The 12,208-nt window shown below is 60.8% G+C and carries 14 protein-coding genes and 1 pseudogene; 11 read left to right on the plus strand and 4 right to left on the minus strand.

Annotation, left to right across the window (positions count from 1 at the left end; genetic code table 11):
- The first annotated feature begins 331 nt into the window (after positions 1-331).
- From frdA to frdD, 4 genes are read left to right on the plus strand one after another with little or no spacing between them, the layout of a single operon-like run.
- Positions 332-2,116 carry a fumarate reductase (quinol) flavoprotein subunit gene (gene frdA, locus GWQ22_RS08010; protein WP_042020383.1) on the plus strand — a complete coding sequence of 595 codons (1,785 nt, stop codon included), beginning with the start codon at positions 332-334 and terminating at the stop codon, positions 2,114-2,116.
- Positions 2,109-2,843, plus strand: coding sequence for a succinate dehydrogenase/fumarate reductase iron-sulfur subunit (locus GWQ22_RS08015; RefSeq protein ID WP_108537042.1), 735 nt, complete (start codon positions 2,109-2,111; stop codon positions 2,841-2,843). The genes frdA and GWQ22_RS08015 overlap by 8 nt, the downstream gene beginning before the upstream one ends.
- 16 nt (positions 2,844-2,859) lie before the next feature.
- On the plus strand, positions 2,860-3,258 hold the full coding sequence (locus tag GWQ22_RS08020; RefSeq protein ID WP_275929973.1) for a fumarate reductase subunit C: 399 nt from the start codon (positions 2,860-2,862) through the stop codon (positions 3,256-3,258).
- Between the two features lie 10 nt (positions 3,259-3,268).
- On the plus strand, positions 3,269-3,625 hold the full coding sequence (frdD, locus tag GWQ22_RS08025; protein WP_042034677.1) for a fumarate reductase subunit FrdD: 357 nt from the start codon (positions 3,269-3,271) through the stop codon (positions 3,623-3,625).
- Between the two features lie 54 nt (positions 3,626-3,679).
- Here the strand turns inward: frdD and GWQ22_RS08030 are convergent.
- The 3 genes and pseudogenes from GWQ22_RS08030 to GWQ22_RS08040 all read right to left on the minus strand — a co-directional run.
- A pseudogene (locus GWQ22_RS08030) lies at positions 3,680-3,880 on the minus strand (hypothetical protein); the annotation flags it as partial.
- Between the two features lie 62 nt (positions 3,881-3,942).
- The gene (locus tag GWQ22_RS08035; RefSeq protein WP_275930010.1) at positions 3,943-4,110 is read right to left on the minus strand and encodes a hypothetical protein; all 168 of its coding nucleotides are present in this window, start codon (positions 4,108-4,110) and stop codon (positions 3,943-3,945) included.
- A gap of 125 nt (positions 4,111-4,235) precedes the next feature.
- Positions 4,236-4,874, minus strand: a complete 639-nt coding sequence (locus GWQ22_RS08040; protein ID WP_275929974.1) for a class I SAM-dependent methyltransferase — start codon at positions 4,872-4,874, stop codon at positions 4,236-4,238.
- A 237-nt stretch (positions 4,875-5,111) separates the two neighbouring features.
- Between GWQ22_RS08040 and GWQ22_RS08045 the strand changes: the two genes are divergently transcribed.
- From GWQ22_RS08045 to GWQ22_RS08075, 7 genes are all read left to right on the plus strand, one after another.
- Positions 5,112-5,756, plus strand: a complete 645-nt coding sequence (locus tag GWQ22_RS08045) for a thermostable hemolysin (RefSeq protein ID WP_275929975.1) — start codon at positions 5,112-5,114, stop codon at positions 5,754-5,756.
- Entirely contained in the window at positions 5,753-7,237 is a 1,485-nt protein-coding gene (locus GWQ22_RS08050) for an AMP-dependent synthetase/ligase (RefSeq protein ID WP_275929976.1), read from the plus strand. The genes GWQ22_RS08045 and GWQ22_RS08050 overlap by 4 nt, the downstream gene beginning before the upstream one ends.
- Positions 7,234-7,893, plus strand: coding sequence for an iron-containing redox enzyme family protein (locus tag GWQ22_RS08055; protein WP_042034683.1), 660 nt, complete (start codon positions 7,234-7,236; stop codon positions 7,891-7,893). Before GWQ22_RS08050 ends, GWQ22_RS08055 begins: the two co-directional genes overlap by 4 nt.
- A complete protein-coding gene (locus GWQ22_RS08060; RefSeq protein ID WP_042034685.1) occupies positions 7,890-8,738 on the plus strand; it encodes an SDR family oxidoreductase in 849 nt (282 codons plus the stop codon). The genes GWQ22_RS08055 and GWQ22_RS08060 overlap by 4 nt, the downstream gene beginning before the upstream one ends.
- Before the next feature lies 1 nt (position 8,739).
- Positions 8,740-9,378, plus strand: a complete 639-nt coding sequence (locus GWQ22_RS08065; protein WP_275929977.1) for a tetratricopeptide repeat protein — start codon at positions 8,740-8,742, stop codon at positions 9,376-9,378.
- 83 nt (positions 9,379-9,461) lie between these two features.
- Positions 9,462-10,151, plus strand: a complete 690-nt coding sequence (locus GWQ22_RS08070; RefSeq protein WP_275929978.1) for a response regulator — start codon at positions 9,462-9,464, stop codon at positions 10,149-10,151.
- Positions 10,148-11,590: an ATP-binding protein gene (locus tag GWQ22_RS08075; RefSeq protein ID WP_275929979.1), complete on the plus strand. Its 1,443-nt coding sequence runs from the start codon at positions 10,148-10,150 to the stop codon at positions 11,588-11,590. The genes GWQ22_RS08070 and GWQ22_RS08075 overlap by 4 nt, the downstream gene beginning before the upstream one ends.
- Before the next feature lie 77 nt (positions 11,591-11,667).
- On the opposite strand, the gene GWQ22_RS08080 is transcribed toward GWQ22_RS08075, so the two are convergent.
- Entirely contained in the window at positions 11,668-12,174 is a 507-nt protein-coding gene (locus GWQ22_RS08080; protein ID WP_275929980.1) for an ATP-dependent zinc protease, read from the minus strand.
- Positions 12,175-12,208 lie beyond the last annotated feature (34 nt).

Consider the following 12,208-nt stretch of genomic DNA (forward strand, 5'->3'; position numbering starts at 1 on the left):
ATCTGGCGCTGCCAAAAATCAACGCGTTCTTGAGTGGTCATAGCGGAAATCCCAACGTAGATACGATGGGTTTCAGTGTGCCGAGGTGATCTCAGTAAAAACAGGTGCTGATTCAGGGGCGCTTACAAAATAACCATAGCAATAACAGCGGCTGATACCGATAACTGAAGGATGGCGATAATTACGGCGTTTTCATCCAGGGAATGGGGTGATTTTGATAAAAGTCACCATTGCCAAGCACTAAAACAAACCAGTTTGACTTGCATCAAGCCTGAATTTTTTTTATAGCGCAAAATCGTGCCCAGCAAATCTATCCCTTAAGGAGGCAGATGTGGATATTATCAAGACCGATGTTGCTATCATCGGTGCCGGTGGTACTGGCCTGCGTGCCGCTATCGCCATTGCAGAAGCCCATCCGGAACTCGAAATCGCCCTGATTTCCAAAGTCTATCCGATGCGTAGCCACACAGTGGCTGCGGAAGGCGGTGCGGCAGGCGTAGTACGCGATGACGACTCACTCGAAAACCATTTCAATGACACCGTTTCCGGTGGTGACTGGTTGTGCGAGCAAGACGTGGTCGACTACTTCGTCAACAACGCCACCAAAGAGATGGTCCAACTTGAGCACTGGGGTTGCCCCTGGAGCCGCAAGCCGGATGGCAAAGCCAACGTGCGTCCTTTTGGTGGAATGAAGATCCCCCGCACCTGGTTTGCAGCAGACAAGTCCGGTTTCCACATTCTGCATACCCTGTTCCAGACCTCTATCAAATACCCGACCATCAAGCGCTTCGATGAGCATTTCTGTCTCGATTTGATCGTGGATGATGGCCGTGTACAAGGTGTTCTGACCTTTGACATCCAGAACGGCATTACCCGTTTCATCCAGGCCAAATCCGTGATTATGGCTACCGGTGGTGCGGGTCGTGTTTACCGCTACAACACCAACGGTGGCATCGTCACCGGTGACGGCATGGCACTGGCTTATCGTCACGGCGTCCCGCTGCGTGATATGGAGTTCGTCCAGTATCACCCGACCGGCCTGCCTGGTACCGGTATCCTGATGACCGAAGGTTGCCGTGGTGAGGGTGGTGTTCTGCTGAACAAAGATGGCTACCGTTACCTGCAAGACTACGGCTTGGGCCCGGAAACGCCGATTGGCCAGTCAAAAAACAAACACATGGAGCTGGGTCCGCGTGACCGTCTCTCTCAGGCATTCTGGCAAGAGCAGCAAAAAGGCCGCGTGATCCAGGGCCCGATGGGCGATGTGGTTCACCTTGACCTGCGCCACCTGGGTGAGAAGTACCTGAAAGAGCGTCTGCCTTTCATCTGCGAACTGGCCAAAGCCTACGTGGGTGTGGATCCGGCCAAAGAGCCGATCCCGGTACGTCCGACTGCCCACTACACCATGGGTGGTATCGAGACTGACAACAAGTGCGCAACCCGCATGCCTGGCCTCTACGCCGCAGGCGAGTGTGCTTCTGTGGGTCTGCACGGTGCCAACCGTCTGGGTTCCAACTCCCTGTCCGAGATCGTGGTATTCGGCAAGCTGGCGGGTGAACAGGCTGCCGAGTTCGCAGCGACTCAGCAGCACGGCAATACCGAAGCACTGCTCGCCAAAGCCGAAGCGCTGATCAAACAGCACCTCTCGCTGATGGACATCGACGGTACCGAAAATCCGGCGGATATCCGCAACGAATTGGGCCTGTCCATGGAAGCCGGTGTCGGTATCTACCGTACCGAAGAGCTGATGCAGGGCACCATCGACAAGATTAACGAGCTGAAAGCCCGTTACAAGAAGGTCAAGATCAACGACAAGTCCTCTGTCTTCAACACGGATCTGCTGTACGCCATCGAACTGGGCTACATGCTGGACGTGGCCGAAGCCATGGCTCACTCCGCCATCAACCGTAAAGAGTCTCGTGGTTCCCACCAGCGTCTGGACGGTTATGAGGAGCGCGATGACGTGAATTTCCTCAAGCACTCTCTCTCCTTCTACGCACCGGAAGGCGCCCCGACCATCGATTATTCCGATGTGAAGATCACTAAATCCCAACCGGCCAAGCGCGTGTACGGTTCCGAGGGTGAGAAACAAGACGAGGCTAAGAAGAATGGCTGAGATGATTGAAATTGAAATCCTGCGCTACCGCCCAGAGCAGGACAATGAACCCTGGATGCAAACCTTCCAGGTACCGTACCTCAGAGAGATGTCTCTGCTGGATGCCCTGCAATACATCAAGGATCACCTGGACTCTACCCTGAGCTTCCGCTGGTCCTGCCGGATGGCGATCTGCGGCTCCTGCGGCATGATGGTCAACGGTGTACCCAAGCTGGGTTGCAAAGCGTTCCTGCGCGACTATCTGCCAGGCAAGATGACCATAGAGCCGCTCAACAACTTCCCGATCGAGCGCGATCTGGTGGTCGACATGTCCGATTTCATCGAGAAGCTGGAGAGCATCAAGCCCTACATCATCCCGAGCGAACCGCGCAGCCTGTGTGATGGCGAATATAAGCAGACCCCTGCTGAAATGGCCCAGTATCACCAGTTCTCCCAGTGCATCAACTGTGGTCTGTGCTACGCCGCCTGCCCGCAATATGGCATCAACAAGAAGTTCACCGGTCCGGCGGCACTGGCGTTGGCCTATCGCTACAACGCCGACAACCGCGACAGCGCGTCCAAAGAGCGGATGAAGATCATCAGCCAGGATGAAGGCGTCTGGGGTTGTACCTTCGTGGGTTATTGCTCCGATGTCTGCCCGAAAGGTGTGGATCCGGCCGCAGCCATCCAGCTTGGCAAGGTCGAGAGCGCCAAGGACTACATGATCGCCATGTTCAAGCCAGATTGAGATCAGGAATGAGACCATGAACAACACCAATAGCAAACGTAAGCCTTACGTCCGCGAAATGAAGAAAGACTGGTGGCTGAAGAATGCCTTCTACACCGGTTACATGATCCGCGAAGGCACCAGTATCTTCGTCTCCATCTATGCCGTCGTGCTGATGTGGGGTCTGCTGCGTCTGGTCCAGGGTCAGGAAGCATTTATCGGCTGGCTGGAATCCCTGCAAAGCCCGGTGGCCATCCTGTTCCACGTGATCGCACTGGCAGCCTGCCTGTTCCACGCCAAGACCTGGTTCGCCCTGGCGCCCAAGGCCATGCGCATCTTCCGTGGTGAAGACCTGGTGCCGGAGAAGCCTATCGTTATCGCCCAGTATGTGGCGCTGGCAGTGGTATCCCTGCTGATCCTGATCATCGTGGCTTGAGGAGAAAATAATGAGACGTTCTGACGAACCCATTTACTGGGGTCTGTTTGGTGCCGGTGGCATGGTGGTTGCCATGCTGCTGCCGGTGATTGTCCTCATCACAGGTCTGCTGGTGCCCATGGGCATCATGGACGTGGAGACCATGAGCTACGAACGTGTACTCGAGTTCGCCAGCTCCTGGTGGGGTGCCTGCATCCTGCTGGTGATCATAGCCCTGCCCATCTGGCACGGCATGCACCGTATCTACCACGGCCTGCACGATCTCGGGATCCACACCACCAAGCTGCACCACTATGTGTTCTATGGCTTCGCTTTCCTGGTGTCTGCCATTACCGTCGGTCTGCTGATGGTGCTGGTATTCCAGTAAGCGCATCCTGACTGAATGACCAACCGGGCCAAGTGCCCGGTTTTTTTATGACGTTCACTTCATCGGCGGCAAGAATCTGCGCATCACCTCGTCGCTGTCATCACTGCCCTGAAAGTCGATGAATACCTGATTGAGACTGATCGCCAGCGCATAGACACATGGCCAGCCCCTGCGACTGGGCTGGGTGAGGGTGAGCAGACCGCTCTCGCTCATCAGCAGCTCGATGTCACTTGGCAAACAGTCGCAACGACGCCCCCAATCCTATCAACAGCCGCATGGCTCGGTTCATCTTGTCCTCCTTGACAACCCTTTGCCGCTTAGTTCCGATGGGCAGTATCGATCACATCCATCAGGTGCCGTCGAGATCGCGCCACAGGGCCAGCAGGGGGGGGAATGGCGCCGTATTGCAGGCGCGGGGTCAGCAGCCACTGGGCCGCCAGTTGCAGATGACGGGCGTCCATCAGCGAGAGATGGGGCATCGACATGAAAAACCACTCCTTGGTTTCAGGGTGCCGCGCTCGCCGCGCCAGTGCGATGATAAACGGGGAAGCAACGTCCTGCGGTCAGGTCATCAGCATGCCCAACTCGGCGGTAAATGAAAACGCCCCGCTCAGGGTTTGGTGATGACGGCCACATCGGCATGGGGAAAGAGAACGTCGGCCTGCCAGCGGGCCGCCAGGGCGCGAAACGAGGCCTCGGCAAAGAAGACAATGTGGGTCGGGTCGTGGCGGTAGCGCCAGCGCCTGAAACGCTCGTCGCTGAGTACCCGCTGGGTCTGCAACACCAGGATGCCGCCTGGCTTGAGGCAGTCCCAGAGCCCGTCCAGCACGGCGCGCGGCTCGGCGATATGTTCGATCACCTCGGTGCTGGTGATGAAGTCATACTGCCGCGTCAGCAACTCAGGGAAGTCGGCATAGAACTTGTCGTAACCCGCCATCTCGTAGCCCGCCTCTGTGCCCATGGCCACCAGCGCCGGCCCCGGGCCGCAACCGAAATCGAGACCGCTGGCAGGCAGCGGCACCCGACTCAACACCTCGCCAAAGGCCCGCATCAAAAAAGCGCGATAACGGGGATCATCCACCTGATTATCGTGACCGTCATAAACCGCCTTCTCCGCCGCTGGCGCCAGATGACCGCTGGCATCCAGCCAGACCAGCTCGCAGGCCTGGCACCGATGGTACTGCTTGCCGGCCACCGGCAGCACATAGGAGTCGACTGCACCGCACAGCGGGCAAGGGGACGGGCACATGGGGTTTCCTCACGAGAGTGGCTGGCCCAATCCGGGATGGGCTCGAAATGGGCGCCAGCTTGCCTGCCCTGACCGCCGCTGACAAGGGGTTTGTCCCCGGGGATCACGCCCTGCCATTTGGCTGACAACCCCGTTTTTCACCACCTACCGGTACAAATCGACACTTATTTTCCCCTCTTAAGGGTTTCTTAAGTTTGCCCATTTAGTCTGACAGCAACAGACCAGAAGGAGCCATCCATGACCACAGACATTCAAGCACCCTACCGTTTGGTGCTGGCCGATACCCAAGAGCAGGTCATGGCGTTGCAGGCCTACATACAGGCGGCCTACAGCCACGAGTTCGACGCCCGCATTCCCCATTTTCTGCCCTGCCTGCTCGGTCTCTATCGGGCAGATGGCATCCTGGTGGGTGCTTGTGGCCTCAAGTTGGCCAGCACCGAGCATCTCTATCTGGAACAGTATCTGGACCACCCCATAGAGGCCTCCATCGAAACCCGATTGGGGGTACGCGCCCGGCGGGATCGCATCGTCGAGGTGGGCAATCTGGCTTGCAGCGAACCAGGCAACGCCCGCCTGATGTTTGCCGCGCTGTGCCGCCTGCTGTGTGACAACGACCTCGATTACGTTGTGTTCACCGGCACCGCCAAGCTGCGCAACAGCTTCCATCGCCTGCACCTCACCCCGGTCGAGCTGGCTCCCGCCCAAGCCGACAAGGTGGGTGACGATGCCAGCGCCTGGGGCGCCTATTACCACTGCCAGCCCAAGGTGATGGTCGGGGATCTCGGCCAGGGACGTCAGGCGCTGACCCAGGGCAGCCTGCTGCTTTCCCTGCTGGCGCCCATGCCATTCCTGTTCAACTGCCCGCACCGGAGCGCCTTATGATGCTGTTTGACCAGATAGCCCACTTCACCCTCCATGCGCCCCACAGCCCGGCCCTGAGCGGCAGCGAGCATCGCATCAGCTACGCACAGTTGTGGTTGCAGATCTCCGCCCTGGCCGAACGCCTGCAACAGGCTGGTATTGCCCGGCTGGCGCTGCAACTGGACAACGGCCTGCCCTGGGCACTGATCGATTTGGCCTGTGCCAAGGCTGGCATAGTGGTGATCCCGGTCCCCCACTTTTTCAGCCCGGAGCAACAGGAGTGGCTGCTGGAGAGCAGCGGGGCCGACGCCCTGATCGGCCCCCATCACCCGGGCTGGCAAGCAAGCGAACCGCTGCACCTCTCGATCGGTGAGCTGCCACTGTGGCGCAAAGAGCCGCCCCACATAACTCCCCTACCTGCTGGCACGGCCAAGATCACCTACACCTCCGGCAGCACGGGGCAACCCAAGGGGGTCTGCCTCTCCCTTGCACATATGATGGCGGTCTGCGAATCGCTGGCGCAGCGTGTCGCCCCGGCCGGGGTCGAAAAGCACCTGACTCTGCTGCCACTGACCACCCTGTTGGAGAACCTGACCGGCCTCTACGTGCCACTGCTCACCGGCGCCAACAGCCATATTCCCTCGCTGGGGGAGCTGGGCTTTTCCGGCTCCAGCAAACTGGATCCCGCCACCCTGGCCCAGGCCCTGCTGCGCTGGCCCACCCACAGTCTGGTGCTGGTGCCCGAATTGCTGCGCCTGCTGCTGGCCCTGTGCAACGCCAATCCGGCACTGGCCAAACAGCTGGCGGCGCTGCGTTTCGTCGCCGTGGGCGGGGGCAAGGTCTCGCCCGAGCCCATCAGTCGCGCTCGCAAGCTGGGGCTGCCGGTCTATGAAGGTTATGGCCTCTCGGAATGCGGCTCAGTCGTGGCACTCAATGGCCCGGATGGACACAGCCTTGGCAGCGTCGGCCAACCGCTGCCCCACTGCCGGGTATCGATCGCCGCCGACGGTGAAATTCTGGTGGAAGGAGCCGCTATGCTCGGCTATCTGGGGGCTGAGGAGCCACAACGGCTCCAGCTTGCCGTCCCCCAGCTGATTGCCACCGGCGATCTGGGCCACCTGGATGATGAGGGCTATCTGCACATCACGGGACGCAAGAAGAACGTGCAGATCACCGCCTTCGGTCGCAACTTCTCCCCCGAGTGGATCGAGGCGGAAGCCCAGCTCTGCCCGGCCATCGCCCGCATCGTGATCTTCGGCGACGGCCAGCCCGCCAACGTGGCCCTTATCCAGCCGCTGCCCGGTGCCGACGCCCAACTGGCCCAACAGATAGCGCAGCTCAACCACCGCCTGCCCGATTACGCCCGTATCCATCACTGGCTACCGGTGGCACTGGATCAGCATCCCGACCTGCTGACCGCCAACGGTCGCCCCCGCCGCGAGCGGATCTATCACCACTTTTCCCGGCAAATCAGCCAATGCCTTACAGGAGAAACCTCATGAGCTTCTATCACCTGCTGCAACAAGCCACAGCCCCGGATCGGGAGCATCTGTTCAAGGCCCCCATCATAGAGGCGTGTCGCAAGGGCGAGATCTCCCGTGACACCTATCTGCGCTTCCTCTCCCAGGCCTTCTATCACGTGCGCCACACTGTGCCGCTGTTGATGGCCACCGGCGGCAAGCTAGGTCAGGAGTATGAGTGGGTACGCGGCGCCATTGCCGAATATATCGATGAGGAGTATGGCCACCAAGAATGGATCTTAAACGATATCCGCGCCTGTGGTGGCGATGCCGAGGCGGTGCGGCACGGCCAGCCCGGGCTGCCCATCGAGCTGATGGTGGCCTTTCTCTATGACCAGATACAGCGAGGCAACCCCATGGGCTTCTTTGGCATGGTGCAGGTGCTGGAAGGCACCAGCGTCGCCATCGCCCTCACCGTGGCAGACCAGCTGAAAAAGGGCCTAGGTCTGCCCCCTCAGGCGATGAGCTACCTGAGCTCCCACGGCGCACTGGATCAGGAGCACCTCAAGTTCTTCGAATCCCTGATGGATCGGGTCGAAAACCCGGCGGATCAAGCCGCCATCATTCACTCGGCCAAGGTGGTTTACCGCCTCTACGCCGACATGCTCTATCAACTCACGGAAACACAAGCATCATGAAGCTTGAAGGAAAAAAGGTGTTGCTCACGGGCGCGAGCGGCGGGATCGGCGAAGCGCTGGCCCAAGCGCTGGCGGCCCAGGGGGCGCACCTGCTGCTGCATGGACGCAGAGCCAGCGTGCTGGAGCGCCTCTGCAAGGAGCTGCCGTACCCGGAGCGCCATCAGATAGTGATCGCCGATCTGGGATCTCCTCAGGAGCGGGCCCGGCTGTTGCAACATCCCGCGCTGGAGGAGGGGCTGGACGTGCTGATCAACAACGCTGGCTGCAACCAGTTTGCCTGGCTGGAAGATCAGAGTGTGGAGCAGGTAGAACGCCAGCTGCTGCTTAATATCGAGGCGCCGATCCAGCTGACCCGCGCCCTGCTGCCCCGGCTGCGCAAACCCGCCGTGGTGATGAACATAGGCTCCAGCTTCGGCGCCATCGGCTATGCGGGTTACAGCGTCTACTGCGCCAGCAAGTTCGCCCTGCGCGGCTTTAGCGAGGCGTTGGGCCGCGAGCTGGAAGGCACCGGCATCAAGGTGCTGCACTTCGCCCCCCGCGCCACCCGTACCCGCCTCAATTCGGAGGCGGCCTACGAGATGAACGCCGAGCTTGGCACCCAGACTGACAGCCCGCAGGACGTGGCCGAAGCCGCCGTCATCGCCCTGTGCAACGAGACTCGCCGCAGTTGGCTCGGCTGGCCGGAGAAGCTGTTCGTGCGACTCAACGCCCTGCTACCCGGCCTCGTTGACCGGGCGCTGGCCAAGCAAAAACCCATCATAGAGCGCTACGCTCGCCACTCGCCGCCCCCACCCGCTGCGGGCAAAGGCAACCCCACCGCCGTCATGACAGAGAAGGAACGTTAACATGAAGCACGCCACTCTCCGCCCCCGTTTGGGTCATAGCGCTATCCTGCTCCTCGCGCTGGGCTCTGGCCTGGCTCAGGCCGCCGACGCCCTGCACGTCATCCAGCAACAGTGGGCCGTCTGCCAGTATCAGCAGACCGGCAAGGCCAAGGAGAGCTGCCTGGAGCAATTGAGCAGCCTGGCCGATGAGGCCAGCGCCAAGGAAGCCTTTCGTACCGACCTGTTGATCTGGTCGGCCATCGTCAAGAGCAGCTGGGCCGGCGCCAAGGGCGGGCTGGGGGCGCTGGGTCTGGTCAAGGAGGCCAAGGCCAAGCTGGAGATAGCCCTCAAGCAGGATCCCAAGATGCTGGAAGGCTCCGCCTACACCAGCCTGGGTTCGCTCTACTATCAGGTGCCGGGTTGGCCGGTGGGATTTGGCGATAACGAGAAGGCCGAACAGCTGCTCAAGCAGGCGCTGGCCATCAACCCGACCGGCATAGATCCCAATTTCTTCTACGGCGACTTCCTGCTCGATCAGGGCCGCAAGGACGAAGCCAAAACCTATCTGGACAAGGCACTGGCGGCGCCGGACCGCCCCGGCCGCGAGGTGGCTGATCAGGGGCGTCGCATCGAGATCCGGGACCGCCTTGCCAGGCTATAAAATCAAGCTGGATCAAACAGCTATTTAAACTCTGCCCGCCCGCTTGCATACTGGTGGGCAGCGTCGTTTAAGGGGGAGTGACTATGCGGATCCTGTTGGTCGAAGATGATGTGATGCTGGGCGATGGCATGGTGGATGCCCTGCGCAGTAGTGGCTATACGGTGGACTGGTTGCAGCAGGGGCTGCCCGCCCTGCAGGTACTCAAGAGCGAAGAGTTTACGGCCCTCATTCTGGATCTCAACCTGCCGGATATCGACGGCATCAGCCTGCTGCGCAAGTTGCGACGGGAAGGCCAGACACTGCCCGTGCTGATCCTCACCGCCCGCGATGCCCTGGACGACAGGGTACTGGGGCTGGATGCTGGCTCCGATGACTACATGGTCAAACCCTTCGCCCTGCAGGAGCTCAACGCCCGTCTGCGCGCTCTGGTGCGGCGCAGCAAGGGGCAGGCTCAGGCAATACTGGAATATGGCGAACTGCTGCTCAATCCCGAGTCACAGCAGGTCACCTATCGGGGCGAACCGGTCAAACTGACCCCTCATGAATACAAGCTGCTGCAGGAGCTCATCACCCAGAGCGGCCGGGTGCTGAGCAAGGATCAGCTGCAACAGAGCCTCTACGGCTGGGACGAAGGCGCCGAAAGCAACGCGGTGGAGGTCCATATCCACCACCTGCGCAAGAAGTTCTACAGCGACCTCATTCGCAATATTCGCGGGGTCGGCTACATCATTCCGCAGCTTGAACTGCCACAGCACAGAGACAACCGGGCATGAATCGTCCCCGCTCCATCCGCCATTTTCTGCTCTCAGGCATACTGGCGCTGGTCAGTGCCAGCCTGGCTATCAGCGCCCTTATCGGCTATCTCGAGGCCAGCCATGAGATGGAGGAGCTGTTCGATGCCCGCCTCGCCCAATCTGCCCGCATCACCAACCAGTTGCTCAGCCGCTATCTGGAGCAAAATGGCGATCTGCCCGCCAACGGCACCGTCTACGAAGATTGGGAGCAGCACAACCCGGATCAGTGGCAGAAGGACACCAGCCTCAATCTGCGCGGCGAAGACAGGGAGCTGACCCCCTTCGGCCACGAGTTCGAACGCAACCTCTACTTCCAACTGCTGAACGAGCAGGGCAGCATACTGCTGCGCTCCCCCAGCGCCCCAAGCCAGCCGCTGGTCGAACTGGCACCCGGTTTCAACACGGTCGAAAAAGACCAGCATCCGTGGCGCACCTTCACCCTCTACAACCAGGACGAACATACCTGGCTGGTGGTGGCAGAGCGGGACGACGAGCGCAGCGAACTGGCCAGCAAGATGGCCACCCTGGCCATGTTGCCGCTGCTGATCACCTTGCCCTTCCTGCTCGGCCTGCTGTGGTGGCTCATCTCCCGTGGTCTGGCGCCGCTGCGGCTGCTGGCCCAGGCCATAGGCGAACGCCACCCCGCCAATCTGAGCCCGCTCAACCTGAAGATCCGCGCCCAGGAGCTGACCCCGCTCACCAACGAGATCAACCGCCTGATGCACGCTCTGGCCGACACCATAGAGCGGGAGAAACAGTTCACTAACGAGGCGGCCCACGAGCTGCGCACCCCGCTGGCGGTGCTGCGCATACACAGTGAAAATGCGCTGGCCGCCGAAGATAACGCCAGCCGCGAGCAAGCATTGCAAAAGATGCTGCTGGCGCTCGATCGCAGCGATCGCCTGCTGCGCCAGCTGCTGACTCAGGCCCGCATCGACAGCCAGCAGGGGGTGGCGCTGACCGAGCTCAACCTGAACCAACTGCTGCAAGGCACGCTGGCGACCCTGGCCCCCATCGCCCTGAAAAAGGATCAGCAGCTGTCGCTGGAGGGGGCGGAGCAGCTGACCGTGATGGGCCAGGCCACCCTGCTGGATCTGATGTTCAGCAACCTTATCGACAATGCGCTGCGCTACACCCCAGCCCGGGGTGAGATTGCGGTCGAGGTGCGGCACGAAGGTAAACGGGTCAGGGTCGATATCCGCGACACCGGCCCCGGTATCCCCACCGCCGCCCTGCCACGCCTGTGCGAACGCTTCTTTCGGGTCAATCCCCAGCAGGGAGACGGCGTCGGCCTCGGCATGGCCATCGTTTCGCGCATCGCCCAGCTGCACGGCGCGGATCTGGATATCCACAACCGGCCAGAGGGAGGGCTGGAGGTGAGCGTGCTGCTGCCTGTTCCGCCGCGGCCTTCCTCATAAAACCGAGTCGGTGCACATAGCACACGGGGGCCTGAGCCCCCGTTTCTGTTGTTTGCAGCGCATCGGTGCGACACCACTCAGCGGCAGCCGGGCTGCACCGTGAAGGTACGGCGCGAATCCACGGCCCCCAGATCCGCCAGCAGACGGCGACCAAGCAGCACCGGATAGATCATCTTGCTGCGATCCCGCAGGGTGAACCACTCCTCATACACCTTGTCACCCAGGCAGATAGCCATGGTGACAGTGGGTCTCTGCTCCATGCCGCCAGCGCCGCGCACCGTCACCATGTGCTCCACCGGCCGCTCCAGGGTCTGGCGCACCTGCTGGGCGGTGTTGGCATCCGTCAGCTGCAAGGTAAAGCGCACCCAGGGTTTGCCATCGCGCTTGAAGTGGTGCAGATCCCGTGCATCCATCGAGGAGGTGAGTGCCCCGGTATCCAGCTTCATCTTCACCGCCACGCCGCTTGGCATGAGGAGCCCCTTCTCGATCCAGCCATACACGGCGGGAGCAGAGGCGGCACGGGCCGCCCCCGGCAGGGAGAGGCAGGCCAGCAGCAACAGCGGCATCATTCGCGATCCAAACATGTCAGTTCCTCGTCCAGACAGGGCCCAGGCTGGC

Source organism: Aeromonas sp. 1HA1, assembly GCF_029237385.1.
Classification (GTDB): domain Bacteria; phylum Pseudomonadota; class Gammaproteobacteria; order Enterobacterales; family Aeromonadaceae; genus Aeromonas; species Aeromonas popoffii.

Excerpts from the sequence above, each read along its gene's own strand:
- GWQ22_RS08015 (WP_108537042.1), top strand. The coding sequence starts at position 2,109 with ATGGCTGAGATGATTGAAATTGAAATCCTGCGCTACCGCCCAGAGCAG.
- GWQ22_RS08020 (WP_275929973.1), top strand. The coding sequence starts at position 2,860 with ATGAACAACACCAATAGCAAACGTAAGCCTTACGTCCGCGAAATGAAG.
- frdD (WP_042034677.1), top strand. The coding sequence starts at position 3,269 with ATGAGACGTTCTGACGAACCCATTTACTGGGGTCTGTTTGGTGCCGGT.
- GWQ22_RS08035 (WP_275930010.1), bottom strand. The coding sequence starts at position 4,110 with ATGTCGATGCCCCATCTCTCGCTGATGGACGCCCGTCATCTGCAACTG.
- GWQ22_RS08040 (WP_275929974.1), bottom strand. The coding sequence starts at position 4,874 with ATGTGCCCGTCCCCTTGCCCGCTGTGCGGTGCAGTCGACTCCTATGTG.
- GWQ22_RS08045 (WP_275929975.1), top strand. The coding sequence starts at position 5,112 with ATGACCACAGACATTCAAGCACCCTACCGTTTGGTGCTGGCCGATACC.
- GWQ22_RS08050 (WP_275929976.1), top strand. The coding sequence starts at position 5,753 with ATGATGCTGTTTGACCAGATAGCCCACTTCACCCTCCATGCGCCCCAC.
- GWQ22_RS08055 (WP_042034683.1), top strand. The coding sequence starts at position 7,234 with ATGAGCTTCTATCACCTGCTGCAACAAGCCACAGCCCCGGATCGGGAG.
- GWQ22_RS08060 (WP_042034685.1), top strand. The coding sequence starts at position 7,890 with ATGAAGCTTGAAGGAAAAAAGGTGTTGCTCACGGGCGCGAGCGGCGGG.
- GWQ22_RS08065 (WP_275929977.1), top strand. The coding sequence starts at position 8,740 with ATGAAGCACGCCACTCTCCGCCCCCGTTTGGGTCATAGCGCTATCCTG.
- GWQ22_RS08070 (WP_275929978.1), top strand. The coding sequence starts at position 9,462 with ATGCGGATCCTGTTGGTCGAAGATGATGTGATGCTGGGCGATGGCATG.
- GWQ22_RS08075 (WP_275929979.1), top strand. The coding sequence starts at position 10,148 with ATGAATCGTCCCCGCTCCATCCGCCATTTTCTGCTCTCAGGCATACTG.
- GWQ22_RS08080 (WP_275929980.1), bottom strand. The coding sequence starts at position 12,174 with ATGTTTGGATCGCGAATGATGCCGCTGTTGCTGCTGGCCTGCCTCTCC.